This is a genomic window from Pseudoalteromonas sp. 19-MNA-CIBAN-0066, from assembly GCF_040308705.1.
Taxonomy (GTDB): Bacteria; Pseudomonadota; Gammaproteobacteria; order Enterobacterales; family Alteromonadaceae; genus Pseudoalteromonas; species Pseudoalteromonas nigrifaciens.
In genome coordinates, this window is sequence record NZ_JBEONZ010000022.1 from 42,576 (window position 1) to 59,635 (window position 17,060).

Sequence of the window (17,060 nt, forward strand, 5' to 3'; positions counted from 1 at the left end):
ATGCAATCTATTTGATTTCAATGTAACCCTTACAATTTTGTTGTGCTAGCATCGGAAGCATAATTCTGATTTGCTTAAAGGAGAAATGCATTGGCCAGACGAGGAAATGGTTTAAGGACGGCTATAAAGGTTGTTAAAGCTATAGATAGAGCCAACAAACAAGCCACCCGCGAAGCTCAGCGTAGAGAGAAAGCTCGGCAACGTGCTGAAGCTCAAGCACTTAGAGAGCATGAAAGAGGTGTGCGTGAAGCTCAGCGAGAACTAGAGCGGCAAGTAAGACAGCAACAATCCGCAGCAAAGCAAGCATTTAAAAATGCGCTATCAAATACAAATGAAGAGTACCAAGACCGCTGCGAAGAACGAGCCGCCCTTAGAAAACAATTCATACAAGAGGTTTTAAAGTAAACAATGGATAGTAATTTACTAATATTAGCAGGCATATCTTTGTTAGCAGTTTTGCTGACCTATGTAGTGGCGAAACGCTCTGCGGATAAAAAAGTTGGACAGTACAAGTCAATTGATGAAGCATTAACGAAAGCCAAAGTAGAGCACGAGACATTAAAGAAAGCAAATGAATCACTACAGAAAACTACTGAGATAGCAAAGCAGGCGCTTTCCAAAATTAACGCTGAAACTGCCGACCTACAAGCTTTGAAAGGACAAGATGACTCTCTTAAAGTTAGTATTCTAGAGCAGCAACAGTCTCTTGACGCAGCCCAAAACGCTCTAAATGAACTTAGTGCCAATATTGAAAAGAGCGAACAGGATCTGAACGAGCTAATGGGTGGGATAGACTTGTATTCACGACTCGATGAATATACTGCGCATGGCCATTTTGAAATGCCACAATATCTCTACGAAACATCAACTCGCTATTCTGAAGAGATCAAAGACATACGGCAGCAACAAAAAGACATGATTAAAGCTAAGACCGCAGTCACCTTCCCAAAAACGACCGTTATTTCTAATGATAAGTCTTTGAATAAAAAAATCCTCAATGGTCAAGTTAAGCTAATGCTAACTGCGTTCAATATTGAATGTGACATGCTTATTGGCAAGGTTTCTCCAAGCTCATTTGGTCGTACGCTGGAGCGAATTGAGAAACTAGCAAACAATCTAGAAAAGTCAGCTGCGACACTGGAGTGTGGCTTTGATATTGACTACATCGAACTAAAATTTGAAGAATGTAAGCTTCAGTATCAATATACCCTGAAGAAGCAGGAAGAAATTGCCGAGCAGAAGCTCATCAAAGAGCAAATTCGTGAAGAGCAGAGAGCAATAAAGGAGTTTGAAAAAGCTATTGCTGAAGCTGAGAAAGAAGAAAAAATGTATCGAAGCCTTCTTGATAAAGCTCAGCAAGAGCTTGCTCAAGCTAATGAACAAGAACGTAGTGAAATGGAACAAAGAATAGCCATTCTAGAGCAGCAATTGGCCGAAGCTGAAGCCAAAGAAGAACGTGCCAAGAGTATGGCGGAACAAACTCGTAAGGGCCATGTGTACGTGATAAGTAACATTGGTTCCTTTGGAGAAGATGTTTACAAGATAGGTTTAACGCGCAGGCTAGAGCCTATGGACAGAGTTAAAGAGCTTGGTGATGCCAGTGTACCATTCCCATTTGACGTACATGCCATGATTTATACTGATGATGCACCTGCACTCGAAACAGCTTTGCACCGTGAATTCCATTCTCAACGTGTTAATGCAATTAATCTTCGTAAGGAGTTCTTCAATGTCGATCTAGAGGAAATTAAAGATGCCGTTGAGAAGATCGCTGGAGTAGATGCTGAGTTCAAAATGACCGCTCTGGCGGAAGACTATTACGAAAGCCTTCGTCTTAGTGATGCCGCATGATTTAATAGTTTTATCCGCCTTCGAGTCAGCCAGATCAGCGCTGGCTCACCTTTGCCCCAAAGCGTGCCAGAGAAACTTTTTGCCGTCCTTACAGAATTTCTGTCAGTTGACCAAATCTTTGTAATGTTACAACGCTTAGATTAGTTCGCAGCATAAGCGTAGTGTTTTTTGCACTTAATTCTTCTTGGAAACTCACGCTCTTCATACAGAAAATCTATCTCTAACGCTGACTACAAACTCACCAGTTCTCGCGACGCATACACGATCTTTAATGACGAATCCTTCAACCCAATGATCACCGGTGTAGGAAGTAGATTCTGTTCTATAAATTTCGTCTGAGGCCGTATTCGATTGAGGAGATATTTCGCCTCTAAGCTGCCCTACATTCGCCGCCTCTTGCCCTGTATTTACTACCTGCCAATAAACGTCGAATGGTGCAGGAACATCAGTCTTTAATTTGAACTTTAGTTCCTTTCCTTTGAGTAAATGCTGTCCAGATTTAAACTCTTTCCAATATATGTTGGATTTATAACTTGCTTTAATATCCGCTGAATATATGTTTGGAACGATAGGGTATCTCAGTTGTTCCTTATGTGGCACATTAAAGCTTAGTGCAGGTAAATTTGTTGGTTTGTATACATCAACAAGTGACTTAATAAACTTATCTTCTTCGATAAAGTTTTCAATATTGATGAAGTCGTCTCTAAGCCAACCCACCCATTGGAAAAAAGCATTTGCTCTTGCATTATTATCCTCATGCCATCGGTCAGCGAAGTTTTCATCTGGATTAGCTGGGTTGGGGATAAGCCACTTTCCATCAGGCGTGCGAGTTATCAATGTATAGGTATTTCTTGCGTAGTAATCATTAAAAACAAAGCTATTGCTTAATTGATGAGAATGCTGATTTAAAGATGATATTAGATTTCTCAACGTGTCATAGATAGTTGCTTCATTGTTATAACAATTGGCAGCTAATACAGTAATGATCATTGAGATTGGCTTAAAGTTTTCTATATCTGATTGCGAGAATCTTACGTCACGATGTCTTTTTAATAATTGAACTGCCCTTTGTAACGGCGTTTTAACGTGAATATTGGGAACATCGTTAATTGAATTGTACAATTGTCTTTGATTGTTGAAGATACGTTGCTTCTGACTATATTTTTCTAGTTCAAATGCAGCGCCATTTCTTTCGTAAAACCATTCAGCAAATCCTTTCGGGTTGCTCGTTGTCCAAGAGTAGCGGTTTTCTTGATCTTTATTTGTAGCTGCAATTGATTGGGGTCGCGCCAATAAACTGTTTTCTGCTACTGAAGGGAGAATATCCATATGGAATCCAACACCATCATCTTCAGCATAATTGAGAGTCCAGCAGCGCTTTCCTTCATCATCTAACAATCGGGCATAAGTGCCATTCTCTCTAATACGTTGCCCAACCTGATTTTTCACAGTGGAGGCTAGTACTGCTTGTTTTAAATGCCCCAAGTTGCAGACCAAATCAATGTCATAATCTGCATCTTTACTATTTTTGAATGGGCGAATTTCTGTTCCAAGCTTAAAAGAGCCTTGAAGGTATACCTCTGGGACACGAAATGTGCCGGGATAGTTACCTTGCTCTAGATGTGTTCTCATTGAATTAAAGCGATCAATTGCTTGTTTGTATTTAGTTGGAGAGATGTCCAACTTTTTCGCCACTGTTAACAGGGCCTCTTCCCTAGAAACTATTTGAGTCACGATACACTCCCTCCCAAGACAAAGTTGCTAATCTCTTTACTTCCATATGTAAAATCCTTGTCGGCTAAACTAATCAAATTATCGATTTCAGAAACTTCATCAAGTGGGAGATCAGTATCTGACTCAAAATCAATTCTTAATATTTGCTCAGGCTTCAAATGAAGCTTTAGATAATTTAACGCGCTTTGGCTCTGAAGCGATAACATGAAATTTATGAATTCTTTATGCCGCCAGCCCGTTGCTAAACCCCAGCCTCCCTTATGCTTTAAACCATAGGCGACTTTGGAATGACCGGTGCCGATGGACACCACTTGTATATCATCATAATTTATCCCTAGTCGTTTTTGGGCATCGATAACGGCCACTAATGCGGGGTTGTTTGCCCACAGGCCTCCATCTGATAACAAGTACTCATCAACTTTATGAGGATCAAAAAATGTTGGGGCTGAGCAAGATGCTAGAACAGCATCTTTTACTTTTACCGACTTATCACGAATAAAATCTGGGTGGTAAGGCGATTTAAATACATGGACTCCGCCGTTACCTACATCTGTTGCTGGCAGAATTAGTGGCTTGGCTACTTGCCCAAGCGTAATATCGTTAAAAACACCGTTAAGAACATTAGATAAACTGCCACTATCATAAACGCTTTCTAGCAACGGCTGCGCAACATTTTTTAGCTTCTTAAAGGGGATTCTCGACTTTTTCTTTTTGAAAATATCCACGCCATGTTCTTTGTACATGTTAACCATTTCGGCTGGGCGGATGTTACATGCAACACCAGCCGCTATTATGGAACCCGTACTAGTGCCGGCTATCATGTCGAATGACTCTAAGAGATTGATTCCAAGTTTTTCTTCAAAACATTTAAGTATGTGCGCAGGGTAAACACCACGTATTCCCCCGCCATCGATGCTCAATATCTTAAAAGTCATATGTATTCTTACTCCTCTATAAACCGCCAGTTGACCAATTTTTAGTAATGCTACAGAGTGGCTCTTCTAACGATGGCTACTCATTGAGGTATTGATAAATTAACTTTTCCTTTTACATGAGTTATCGACAGCTTAGATATCATTTCGTCTCCATCGAAGTCATATACGAGAAGCGCTGGCTGATAGAGATCGAAGGCTTGACCTACGAATACACAAGCAGCGTTAGATGCACAGATGAGCAAGTGAACACGCTCAACAGCAAATTGGTCATGAAGTTTTTGCAGTATTACATGAAGTTCACTTTTTAATTCTAACCCGTTTTCTGGATGCGGGATCGCAGCATTACCCATTTGCTTGGCTACGATTTCAATCTCAGGATAACCGAGCACTGTTGCAGTCTTTTTCATTGCTTCGGGATATTGGGTTAATGCTATAGTGATCGTGACTTCAGATGATTTTCCTATCTCGCTCTTCCAATTCACCTTGTAAGGTGTTTCTGATCGAGAATCCTGAGGCCAAACCCAGCAGTTTCCATCTCGGTATCTGAGCATTGGCGTGATTTCAGATTTATTTCCTAGGCATGCCCCTAATCCGACCAAAGCTGGCATTGGCCCAAATGCGAATAGCGCCGCTCGATATCCATAATTTTTTGTCTGATTGATTATGGTTTCTGCTTCTTCTGTGACAATTTCATCCATTTCTTTGGCAAACCGTTCAGGTTTGGCTCTGTATCGGCGTTCATTGTCACTAAGGTTATTCAATGCTCCTCTAATGCGAGTTCTTAACCTAGATAAGCTTCCTGCAATGTCTCTTGACTCCGGGGGAGAAACAACATGCCCGCCTACCGGCCAAAGAACTGAAAATACAGGAATAGGTTGGAAACTCAGTCCTTCAAGTAATTTCTCAGTATTAATTAAAAACTCCGTTCGCATTTGAGTAAGTCTGGATGCAGGATAATCAGCACACGCAACTCGATCTATTAATCGGTGATGTTTGTCGCATAAAAGTAGAATATTAGCTGGCTCATTCGAAAGTTCTTCGGATAGATAAGGAATACCCCTTGGGCCATTCTCGGAAGACGCAACATTGTGAGCCAAGTATGAATAGTTACCAGATGCCCCAGTCAGACAATCAATATCCAACCTATCCCCGCAGCCTTCAAACATACAATAGCCATGACTATCACGCATAACTTGATTAATTGTCGGCTGTGTGAAATCTTTACCACGACCTTTATTAAATCGCTGTTCGATATTCCTGGAGATATAGTCAACAACGTCATTGACTGACAAGACTGTAGATTGACTAACACAGGAATCCCATATTTTTGATAGTGACTCCATTGTTCCATATTCGTCTTGAGAAAGATTTCGGCCCTGGAGGTGGCGAACCTCAAGATTATTCCCACAACCCATCAATGTTAGAGCATCCTTAAGCTCAACATCAGTTACGTTAAGTCGAAAACTGGCTCGTAACTCATGTGAATACAATATATATATCTGGTTTTTTACACGCTCATCGGTAAGTAATCCAACATGCTCCCACACAAAAGAGGTCTTAATGCTCGATAGAAACTCTGCGAGCTTGTCAATTGACTCTATGGGATAAAAACATGCTTGATGAAAAGGTAGCCTCTCGTCAGTCATCGATTTGTTCCTTAAAAATTCGTTTAAATGACCCGTTAATTTCCCGAAAGATACAGACGTCTTTCTGACCAACAATTACAAAGACTAATTCTCTGTCCGGGTTACGTTTTATGCATTTCCTCCAATCTACAATATCTATATACGATGGAGTGGGTGTTTCTTCAGGGTGAGTATGCCATGTACCCAAGTAGCCTAGTTTTCCATGCGAACTTTCGTAATAAGAATTAACCGTTTTCTGGTGGTGAGGGTCACGCATATAAAAGTTAAGTCTGGTGGCTGAATCTTCTTTCTGAGGAATAGTACAATGCTCTAGCCAAAATTCATTAGCGTCAGCGGACTGAGAGCCAATTAATGATCCAAAAGCTTCACTTCTATCACGAGACATCTGCCTGTAAGAATACCAAAGATCAATTAGCTCTTCAGAAAGGTAAATTTTTGTATCTTTTATGCCCGTAGTTTGCTTAATGAGTGCAGACATCGCAGTCCTCATCAACCAAAGGTAAGTATTCAAGCGAACTGCTGAAATTGTAGTAGCGATGAGTCAGCCTGATGCCCTCTGCCATTGCATCTTCATCTAAACCCTTCCAACTAACTTTGCAGGACTTAGTTTGTTTGCCTTCCAAATACCGAATGGCCAAATTTGCTGCCATGACACCAGTTTGAGCCGAACTTGCTGCGCCATATGAGATAAATTGTTCTCCACAGCCAGCGATGTTTTTCATGGTTATCTGGTTGGGTTCGATAAAATTCATGTTCGACACTAGCCCTCTTGCACCTGTTTCTTGGCAAACGTAAGAGCACAATAAGCATCCCTCCGTACTAGGGATATCTAATGTTGCATGGCCACCAACGCCAAAACCTTCTAACCAACTGTTAATGACGGCAACTTTTGAGTTGTTATCCAAAAGGTATTGTTTAAACAACCGTTCCTGGGTCGGATTTCCGATAGCAATGACGATCAGGTCAAAATCATTCATACGGTTACTGCGAGCAAACTCCATCAGTTTATCTAATTTCCATTGTGCACAAGACCATGGAAATTGTCGTTGAAGAGCGACACTTAGGGCTACGGTTTTGAATGCTCCCACCCAATGCTGTTCTAAAATATGGCGATACAGATTATTGATTTCGTATAGATCAGGATCTACTAACGTTAAATATCTGACTCCAGCAGCAGACAACTTATGCGCAATTTCACTGCCTACTGAACCAATGCCTATCACGGCTACCTTTTTGTCTGCTAACGGCAGAATGCCACCACCACGTTCCACAGTATTCTCTTGATTGAATAGCCGTATAGGTAAAGCTTCCAATTTCCAGTTTTTTAGCTTTTCATCTGATAGTGGTAGCGCCTTTTTGGCTTTACCGCTAAGTTTCAGTGCGAACCAAGTTCGTTCATCATTAACAGTTTTGGCGGTAAACACGACCCAATAAGCAGTTTCACGCCATTGACCGTATTTTTGTTGTAATTCACTTCTAACCTTTATCGGGAGCGAAGATATTGTATTTAAATACCATTCTTCGAGAGCATCTGAATTTTTAGGTGCAGGAGTTAGTGTTTCGATTGGAATCACAACTGCTTTTCCTGCTATGCGTCGATTATCCTTAGCTATAGACAACCGAATATCACTGATACCCGAAAGCGAATCATCAGCCGGATGAACCATATAGTGGCTTTCGATGCCAAATTGTTTGCCATCCACTGGGCTATATACCGATAACGTTTGTAGGGCTGGCCTTGCGATATTTGCCAATAAGGGTTTAAAGCTATCTGGATCACAGATTCGCAACCATTCACTGGAGAACTCACGAAGCAATTCACTATGGTTCCAATCTGGATTCGTTATGCACTTCTCTAACAACGAGATATGCCTCCGAAGCGATTCTTCTACAACCAATAGTGGTTGTTCGAAATTTACTGACAGTGACTCTGGAGCATTAACACACACAGTGCCAATCTGAATCCCTGAATCTTCATGAACAGAGACATGAGCCAACCTGCCAATGGAATCAGGGTTAATTAAGAAAAATTCGGGCAGGCTGTAGTAGGGAGGATCTGCTACTAGCATTAATTGTATCTCATGATTAAGGATCGTAGTTTCCACTACGATCCTCTCTCCTCCAGCTACTTCACTGATTGTGCAGTAGAACCCCTGGTTGATAAGGTGCTGTTTTATTTCGCTTAGCACACTATGCCCCCTGTGACGTTCCAACTACACCAGCGCTACTGTAAGCCACTTTTTTGGCATTACTATCTTGCTCCTTTTCTGGCACTTCAAAGTCATCACCGAATAGCCCCTGCAAGATTTCACATTGTTTGCGCAAAGAGTCTTCGTTTAAAGCTTGATCAAGTTTAGTCAGCATCGCATTCAGTTTGTTATATAGCTGTGTTCCCGTATCAATGCTACTGTTTTCAAAAACATTTCTATATGGTTGAACAGGTAACTGCACATTGACTTTGTACTTACCATAATCAACGCTTTGAAAATAATTGGCATTCAAAATAGCTGAAATAGTGTCGCGTAGCGATTGCAAGTCATTGACTTTACCGTCATAGCTGATAGATGGACGGAACTTGTCTTTCAACATTAGTGTAAGTCCAATTGAAAACACTTTTTTGCCAACATTTTGGCCGAACTTTTCATCCCTCCAGCGTTTTACATATCTGACCAAACGTTTAACCTGCCTGTTTTTCAGGTCTGCTGAGCCGATATACTGGCTGCTATCATTAATATGTTCTATCAGTTTTTTGGGCTCAGCAGGAGACCACTCACGGTTTTCTACATTTGAGTTCAACTTACCGACTGCCAGTTCATACTGCTGACCTCGCTTCCTGTATATGACAATATCGATATGCAGGTTTAAATTTATATAATCAGCAGTGACACAAGGCTTTTTGATTCTTGCATTTGTAAAACCGCGCTTTTCCAAGACTTTTAGTACAAGTTTTTTTACTTCAACCGGATCATTAGGAGCATTATCTGCATCAATAACAACAGCTCTATCGATATCAAAGTCAGCCACTGGGTGCTTTATGCCTGTGTGCGTGCTGAAAGATCCCTGAATAAACGTGTCTATTATTGGATAACCGGCATTTTTAAATTCATCCCTTAAATCATCGAGGATGCTAGAGTCCTTCGTCCTGGCCTCCCGATAACTATCATCCTCTCGTCCTAATTTAATTTTGTCGTGAAATTTTGAGAATTGGTTTTGCAAAGACATAGTTAGCTACCTCTTATAAATTAGTTCACTGCGTATTTCTCTAAGACAAACTCACAGGTGAACAAGGTCTGCACCTACACCTATGTCGTTCTTGATGGCAATTAACAGAAGTTAATAAATTAACCATCGTTTATAACGATACGCCTTCTAGCCAAACATATCAACTACTGTTAATATAAAAATTAACGGAGGGTTATTTTATGGCTGACAAACTTCAGCAAGCCGCACTTATCAGTAAAAACATAAAGCACATGCGAGAATTACTTGGTTGGACACAGGCGAGGCTCGCTAGTGAGGCAGGGATAACAGCGGCTGCTCTAAGCAAGATCGAAAAAGACGAAGGCCGAATGCCGACTATTGTTGTGCTAAGAAAAATCGCTTCGGCACTAGGTGTAAAACCCTATGAAATAACGGGAGAAGATGCGCCGGAAAATTCAGGAGACAAAACTACAGAGTTCTATCGAAAGTGGGGAGAACTTGATAAGCTGCCAGAACAGGATCAGCGTATATTGCGAGAAATGATGGAACGCTTCACCAAGAAGTAAGGATTTGGTATGGAAGAACAAAAAGGAGCAAAGGAGGCCGAATCTTTACTTGAAGATCTGGGCTTTGATCAGTTACCTATCAAAGTAAATCAATTTATTAATACCATTTCAGATGAGAGCTTTCCTATCAGAGTGGAATTCCATGCATTTGTATCCGACCAATTTTTGGGTAAGGCAATCGGCAATCAAGACGGGGCAGGAATTATTATTAATAGCAATATTCCAGATTCCCGGCGGCTAAATTTCACTGCGGCACATGAAACAGGCCACGTTTGTATGCACATTATGCAGGGCCACTCTAAAGACTTTGAGTGTGGTAACTCTGAGCTTGGGGATTATTTTAAAGATCCGCTAGAACGCCAAGCTAATGGTTTTGCATCTGGACTACTAATGCCAAAGCGATTGGTTAAGCCTTTGACTGATGGCGATGTAAACTGGCATAACATCAAACAAATATCCGATTTATGCGACACCTCTTTGGAGGCTGTTTTTAGAAGACTATCATGGCTGGAGAAAGCACCTGTAGCGATGGTTATCCACCAAAACAAGCAATTTAAGCGTTTTGTTCCTACAAAGCATTTCAATTTTTATATAAACCAAACCAACTTATCCTCAGAGCAATTAGCTTCTTGTACAAATGTCAGCCAAGAGGCATTTCCTAGTGACTTTGACGTTGTAGACCCGATAGATTGGGTTACACCAGAGCGAGATGGTATGAAGTTACTGGAATTATATGCAAGCTCAATAGTACTCAAAGACGGGTTTATTTATACATTACTTAGTTACGATGATGACTGCCTAGAAGAAGTTGACACCTACTTGTAACGATTTGCAAACCTGATAGGCCGGTTACACAGTCACCGCAACAAACGTGGTTTTCTCTGAGTCGTAAACGACTGTAAGGTTAAAATTTCAATACGGGACATAGTGTTGATTGGGATCTCAAAGATACCCATTTAGGAGTTTGCTTTTCTATTGCTTTAAGAGGGCATTATCCCATAGAATTTTTCTGTGAAATTAACGAATTAGATTTAAGACTTTAACTCGGAATTGTCCAAAAACGAGTTTACCCGACCGTTCGCTCTTCGCTTTTAGCCGAGCTTCGTAAAAGTGCCAATAGTGGATGGTCGTAACCTTAGTCTCTTGTTATGTACGAGCTACACGATTCCAAAATTCTTCAGCGTTACTCTTAGCCTGTTGCTCAGATTCTTCGATTGGATAGCTAACTCGTTGAAATAACGAGTTTAAGCTAAGTAAGATGTTTTTCATTTGATCCAGAAGGTAGAATACATCTCCAATTTTATGACCATTAGCTTTTACATCATAAACCCCGTCTTTATGCGCTAAGAATTTATCGCGAAGAGGCTTAATCCTTGCAGCTTCCTCTGAGTGCAGTAGTCTTTTTATATTGCGAGTACATTCATGAAAAACTTGATCAAATTTGGCCTTGCGTTCACTAACAAAATCTTCTTGCCAATTAGAGCCCGATTCAGACAAATTTAATGAACTTGGGGTTGTAATAAAGTATTCTTGAAGACGCTTTGTATTAAATTTGACATCAGGATCTACCAGTGACTCCAGTAAGTTATAGGGACTCAAATTGGAAGATTTATCTGATTTATCGAAAAGCCATGAATGAACATCCACTATTAACGATGCATAAATTGTATCTTGGATCGAGAGTATGCACCTCTGAATTGGAGAGTCTAGATTACTTAAAGAACTACTTGTATTAATTGAAACCGAAAGAAGCTCTTTGCGTTCCAACAAATTCAGATACCCTATGACAGCTGAATTGATTTGATTTTGAAACTTCGCCAATTGCTCTTTTCTCATAGTGGACTTCTCAGCTTTCACTAGACAGTTTTTAACTCAGAATAATACGTTTCTTGAAACTTAGCAGGCGAAACACCGTCTGTATTTGAAAGCCTGCTGTATTTAGTCCATCTTGAATGACTTATTATGTATTCCATTGATAACACCATCTGCTAGCTTGTTGAGGTAATCTTTAGCAATGCTTGCTATGAATAAATGTGCTTCTGACAACTTCATACTAGGAGTTTTGTTTTCTTTAAGAGCTTGTTTAAATCCATGTCTAGAATCCAAGCCTGACAATGTGAAGTTGTTAGCGGTATTTGTAAAAGACTTTCTTAACTTTTTATCTACCGAAATTGCAATACCTGTTTTGTCTGATAATTCTTCTAATGTTTCCAGAGTTTTATAATAGTTAATATAACTCGCTTCGACCGCGAAATATTTCAATATCAGATAAGCATCTTCACGTTCAGTGGCCAAGTTCATCATGAAGAAACGAACATCTAATTTTTTCACTTTTTCAAACTCTTGATTGTATAGGGAGTCTGAAATGTTTGGCTTTCCTAATAAAGCTAAAATATTTTTTTTTGGAGTCTTTCCAACTCTAACGCCATTATGCAATAGTTCGGCTAATTCGAGTTTCCTCGAATCTTTAGATAATATTGAAGAAACTCCATTGTATAAGCTGGCCAACTCATAGCCTATTTGCCACACAACTTCAGGCTCGTCTTCGTCGTCAAAATATACAGATGAAAGACGAAAGTCATCATTCATACAATCATTATAGTGATCAATCCCACCAGAAATATCAAAGTATAAATTCTTTCGCCCTTCAGCGTAACCTCTAAAATTTCGAGAGTCACCATTTAAATAGAATTCCCATTTTACCGCATTGGCCAAAAATAACTCCTGTTATATAACTGCTTTATCATAGGGTAGTTTCCCTATTCTTTCGTGAAGACGTCTTCATTTCATAAGCTTCTATTATTAGCAAATAGTGTAACTTATTGCCAGCTATAAGTATTATAACTTACTGTAGGTTATTTAAACATGCGAGAGAAGGAAAGCTTTCTCTTATTATTACTAATCTAATGACGACTCACCTGACCGTCCGGTTATCGCTCTAGGCGGACTTCGCCAAAGTGCCAAGTGCGGACGGTGGTACTAACTCGTTTATGCCCCCTTAACAATTTACAAACAGCTTGATATCCCACTTCATTCAAGAGCTATTTGACCTGGTTTTCCTAATGCGAGTAGTATCTTCACATCGCGATTGGTTCATTATAAATAATTCGGAATTTAGCTATGAAAAAAAGCACAAAGAAACCAAGAAAATTAAATAAGAGAAATCTTAATAAAAAGAAAAAACCAAATAATGATGGGATAAAAAGAACGAAGATCAATAACAATTTTGCAACCTATGATATTCCTAATTATTTCAGAGATTTGTCCGATGAGCAAAGAGAAGAATTTCTATCTAAAATGATAGAAGATGCCAAAGAACAAACATCAGTTCTAATTGATGATATTGTTGGGATTTTTAAGAAAGTAAATCCTTTATCACTAATTGCGATACTCTCAATGCAAGCTTTAGTCACAGGTGTAAATAAAGAAGGGAATTTAGTTGAAAAACATCATGGAATAGAACAATTTCATATAGAAATATTACAGGCTATATTTCTTAGTATACCAAGTGAAGAGCTTGGTCACTTCCCACCCACACCAAATGTAACTTCTGAATTAATAGAAAAAATAACTTCATTAGGAAGTCACGCTAGTGTTAGTAGATTCCCCATATCACTAAATGATACGACTACTGAAGAAAAAGCCATTGAGGGTATTCAGGTATTATTGCGAACTTCAACACAATCAATTCGCAATTGGAGTTATCAGGATAAGATGAAAAATTTAACCAGCGAGCTATATTCTAAGTTTGAGAAAGACATCAATAATAACTTTGAATTTAAACCAAATGATGTGATATCTCTATTTGATACTTTAATGAACGCGATTCAAGGCAGAATTGATTCATGGCTAGATATTATACATGAATTAAGAAAATCAAAAAACAAGAATGAGTTAATTCCTGATTATTGTAAGTTAATGGGTTTCGATAGTGATTATATTTCTTCGATGATGTCAGACAGTCAGCTTGACATCTCATCGATGAAAAAAGAAGAAATACAAATGCTAGTATTAGCTCATCACCAATTAAAATTAATAGACTGTTATTCTTTTAGTATTGAAGAATTGTCAACTTTGACCAGTTTGAACAATGAAATAATTCATAAAATAGTCGATAAGTTTAGTTTTAACACTTCTTCTTTAACAGGGAATAATAGAGAGTTTTTCTTCTTGGATAATCCAGTGTGGAGCAAACCAATAATTAGTCATAATGATGCTTTGATTTGTTATATCCCGCAGTTGTTTTTTGCTTATTCTCATGATTGTTTTATAAGTCTCACAAAAGGAATAAATAAAGAGAAAGTAAAGCGTATTAAAGCTAAATACTTAGAGGATAAGATTGAAGAAATTATTCTTAGAAGATTTCCAGAGTCACAAACAAAGAGTGGGCTTAAGTGGTCACAAGATGGCAGAGAATATGAAACTGATCTAGTGACGTTTATTGATAGCTTTATGATTATAATAGAGGCCAAATCTCATAAAGTAAATAAAGCTGCACTTCGTGGTGCAACTAAAACAGTTAAACGACAGTTCGATGAGATGATAATCGAGCCAAATATACAGTCAAAGAGATTAAGGGATAAGATCCTATACCTTAAAGATAACCCAGATATTGAAGATAATTTAAGAGAACAATTACCAGTTTCATTAGATGACATTAACAATGTTATTAGGATGTCAATTACACTTGAAGATTTTGGGACGATGCAAACAAACATTGATAAGTTCCATAAAACCGATTGGATGCCTCACGACTATGAGCCATGCGTTTCTATGACAGTATCCGACTTTGAATGTATTACAGATATCTTAGAACACCCCATAGAAATAATAAACTATCTAACTAGACGATCTAACTTGTCTAATAGAATAAATGTCTTGGGAGATGAGTTAGATTACTTAGGGCTTTATTGTGAAGATAGATTGTCATTTAGCAATGAGATGATGGATGAAAGCACAGAAGTATCAATTACGGGGATGTCATCTAAAATTGACCTGTATTTTCAGTTAAAAGAAAAAGGTATTGATTGTGCAAAGCCAAAACCTGAGATGCTCCCATTTTTTAAAGATATACTGGTACAGATAGAAAGCCGTACATTTAAAGGTTGGACTGATTTAGGGAACTCATTATGTATGCTAAATTTAGATGAGCAAAAAACGTTGCTTCGAATGTATAAAGATCTTGAAAGGAATGTACCTAGAACATTTCATATAGGGACGCATAATAATATGATTATTTATACACCTAATGAGTTATCTGATACATCTATTTGTATTATCGTTTATAAAAATGATAATTCTTCAAAACGTCAAGATTACATTGAACATGCTGTTAATACTGCATTGGAAGCTATGCATGTTAATAATGTTATGGTGATAGCTAAAAATATTGATACGGCTAGTGTGTATAACGCTGTAGCTCATTATAAAAGATAATAATTATCCCAAAACTGCTTTACAAAACGCCTTTTTATTATAAAAAGGCGTTTATTACTGATTATCTAACGGTGTCTAGTGTGGATAATTTATTCGCTTCTATAGCCAGCGTTCAGAAAAAGGGCTGATATATAAGGTGATATTAGGGTCACGAAAGAGGGGGTTATCGATTTCTTAGGTCTGCGTTACTATCACTGGGTAACGATTGATCATCGGAGCATGTCAATAAACAGGCACTTTGATTTGCAATACTCAATATTTGCTTAATCGAAAACTCATTTCTGTCCAAAAACGAGTTTATCTGACCGTCCGCTTATCGCTCAAAGCCGACCTATAGAGTAATTACTTTAACACGTCTTGGGGCAAAGGCGAGTTAAATACATAACCCGCCTCTGGACAGTTTCGTTTTAGAACTAGTGCTCCATAGTGTATCTGTTAGATTAGGAAAAGTAGGTTGCTCCCTTGGGCGTTTGTTAAAACTACGCTAGGTTAGGTGTCTAACATATCCCATTCGTCGCCAAGAACCCAACGTAAGGCTGATAATTTGCCATTTATCATACCCCATTCAAAGTCCGACCACGGACCGGTGTCCTCATACTTACTTTCGACTTTTTGTGCAGATTTAATTGCACCCTCTAGGATATGTTCATGTATGACAGCACTTCCGTACCGTTCGGTACCCTCCGGCACAACTTCAATTTCACCATGTTCGATCTGCCACATCCTATTCTGGTGTCTGTTGTACCAAACTTTATCCACCAACTCGTCCATTACATCAAGAATTTCTCGTAAGCCACGAGTTTCTTCAGTGTAATCGTACTCAAACTCGATCTCAGCCAACACATCCTCATCAATGATGTTCAAAGCTGATGCAAGATTATTGAAATAATGAACATTTTCACGATTAAAAATATCGTCGAAGTCTTCATGTGGTTTTCTATGGTCTTTGGCTGAAAAATCATTGTGATTGTGAGTGATAAAGAAGCAGCTATCAGTAGCATCAACATCAAGCGAAAACTCATAAAACTGCTCGATAATAACAGCGTCTGCAACCGAGTTTTTACTGATATGAAATGGGGCTTTTTTATCCAAGCCACGTTGAACCGCTGCAACTTTTGAACGCTCACTAATATTAATTAGCTCCGCAGACTGGATTAGTTTTTCGACTCTGTTGATTGTGCTGTAATTGGCATCTGTTAATAAAGGCAATTGTGCATTTATGTCATTTAGCACTTCGAGCGTTTGCTCTTGGTTTGCACTAGCGAACTCACTTACCACAGCTTTTACTTGTTTAAACTCTTGAGACAATCGTCTTGCAGTCTTGTTTGCAACATCTTCTTTATTTCTCTCGTATTCTTCAGCAACCAAGTCTGTAACAACCAGTTTCACCACATCGGTTTCGACTAGCTCTTCCAAAGCTGAAACCAAAGCAAGATCTTGCTTTTTCGTTGAAATATCAAGAAATACGCAAGTATCAAGACATATATAATTCATATAACCTCAAATGATGAACTTTTTCAGTAGAGTTAACGCCTCAATCAGAGGCAATAAAATAGCTGGCTAAAATTAGCGACGAAGGAGCAAAATCCAGCTACTTTTTTGTCCTTTGAATGACTTGTGTACGCCCGACATGGGCATTGACTTATGAGGTGAAAGTCCTCTGTAGGAAGATCACCGTTTAAATAACACAC

14 protein-coding genes are annotated in these 17,060 nt (G+C 38.9%); 5 read left to right on the top strand and 9 right to left on the bottom strand.

What is annotated here, in order from left to right; translation table 11 throughout:
* Positions 1-90: 90 nt before the first annotated feature.
* Positions 91-405: a hypothetical protein gene (locus AAEZ18_RS12840; RefSeq protein WP_063529484.1), complete on the top strand. Its 315-nt coding sequence runs from the start codon at positions 91-93 to the stop codon at positions 403-405.
* Between the two features lie 3 nt (positions 406-408).
* On the top strand, positions 409-1,851 hold the full coding sequence (locus tag AAEZ18_RS12845) for an SNIPE associated domain-containing protein (protein ID WP_248534496.1): 1,443 nt from the start codon (positions 409-411) through the stop codon (positions 1,849-1,851).
* Positions 1,852-2,052: 201 nt separating this feature from the next.
* Here the strand turns inward: AAEZ18_RS12845 and AAEZ18_RS12850 are convergent, their stop codons facing one another.
* The 6 genes from AAEZ18_RS12850 to AAEZ18_RS12875 form a co-directional block, all read right to left on the bottom strand.
* Positions 2,053-3,585 carry a nucleotidyltransferase gene (locus AAEZ18_RS12850; protein WP_350595124.1) on the bottom strand — a complete coding sequence of 511 codons (1,533 nt, stop codon included), beginning with the start codon at positions 3,583-3,585 and terminating at the stop codon, positions 2,053-2,055.
* Positions 3,582-4,520, bottom strand: coding sequence for a CBASS cGAMP-activated phospholipase (locus tag AAEZ18_RS12855; protein WP_350595126.1), 939 nt, complete (start codon positions 4,518-4,520; stop codon positions 3,582-3,584). Before AAEZ18_RS12855 ends, AAEZ18_RS12850 begins: the two co-directional genes overlap by 4 nt.
* 80 nt (positions 4,521-4,600) lie before the next feature.
* Positions 4,601-6,166: an SAVED domain-containing protein gene (locus AAEZ18_RS12860; protein WP_350595127.1), complete on the bottom strand. Its 1,566-nt coding sequence runs from the start codon at positions 6,164-6,166 to the stop codon at positions 4,601-4,603.
* Complete coding sequence (locus tag AAEZ18_RS12865) at positions 6,159-6,644, bottom strand: Mov34/MPN/PAD-1 family protein (protein WP_248534505.1); 486 nt, start codon at positions 6,642-6,644, stop codon at positions 6,159-6,161. The genes AAEZ18_RS12860 and AAEZ18_RS12865 overlap by 8 nt, the downstream gene beginning before the upstream one ends.
* Entirely contained in the window at positions 6,628-8,271 is a 1,644-nt protein-coding gene (locus tag AAEZ18_RS12870; RefSeq protein WP_248534508.1) for a ThiF family adenylyltransferase, read from the bottom strand. Before AAEZ18_RS12870 ends, AAEZ18_RS12865 begins: the two co-directional genes overlap by 17 nt.
* An 85-nt stretch (positions 8,272-8,356) precedes the next feature.
* On the bottom strand, positions 8,357-9,388 hold the full coding sequence (locus AAEZ18_RS12875) for a nucleotidyltransferase domain-containing protein (RefSeq protein ID WP_248534509.1): 1,032 nt from the start codon (positions 9,386-9,388) through the stop codon (positions 8,357-8,359).
* 200 nt (positions 9,389-9,588) lie between these two features.
* Between AAEZ18_RS12875 and AAEZ18_RS12880 the strand changes: the two genes are divergently transcribed.
* On the top strand, positions 9,589-9,933 hold the full coding sequence (locus AAEZ18_RS12880; RefSeq protein ID WP_032470393.1) for a helix-turn-helix domain-containing protein: 345 nt from the start codon (positions 9,589-9,591) through the stop codon (positions 9,931-9,933).
* A gap of 9 nt (positions 9,934-9,942) precedes the next feature.
* A complete protein-coding gene (locus AAEZ18_RS12885) occupies positions 9,943-10,758 on the top strand; it encodes an ImmA/IrrE family metallo-endopeptidase (protein WP_138553967.1) in 816 nt (271 codons plus the stop codon).
* Between the two features lie 321 nt (positions 10,759-11,079).
* Here AAEZ18_RS12885 and AAEZ18_RS12890 read toward each other — a convergent pair whose 3' ends face one another.
* On the bottom strand, positions 11,080-11,769 hold the full coding sequence (locus AAEZ18_RS12890) for an AbiU2 domain-containing protein (RefSeq protein ID WP_352255535.1): 690 nt from the start codon (positions 11,767-11,769) through the stop codon (positions 11,080-11,082).
* A gap of 102 nt (positions 11,770-11,871) precedes the next feature.
* Positions 11,872-12,648 carry a hypothetical protein gene (locus tag AAEZ18_RS12895; protein ID WP_182194555.1) on the bottom strand — a complete coding sequence of 259 codons (777 nt, stop codon included), beginning with the start codon at positions 12,646-12,648 and terminating at the stop codon, positions 11,872-11,874.
* 405 nt (positions 12,649-13,053) lie between these two features.
* On the opposite strand from AAEZ18_RS12895, the gene AAEZ18_RS12900 reads away from it, so the two are divergent.
* A complete protein-coding gene (locus AAEZ18_RS12900) occupies positions 13,054-15,369 on the top strand; it encodes a hypothetical protein (RefSeq protein ID WP_350595461.1) in 2,316 nt (771 codons plus the stop codon).
* A 489-nt stretch (positions 15,370-15,858) separates the two neighbouring features.
* Here the strand turns inward: AAEZ18_RS12900 and AAEZ18_RS12905 are convergent, their stop codons facing one another.
* The gene (locus AAEZ18_RS12905) at positions 15,859-16,863 is read right to left on the bottom strand and encodes a PIN domain-containing protein (RefSeq protein WP_350595459.1); all 1,005 of its coding nucleotides are present in this window, start codon (positions 16,861-16,863) and stop codon (positions 15,859-15,861) included.
* Between the last annotated feature and the right edge of the window lie 197 nt (positions 16,864-17,060).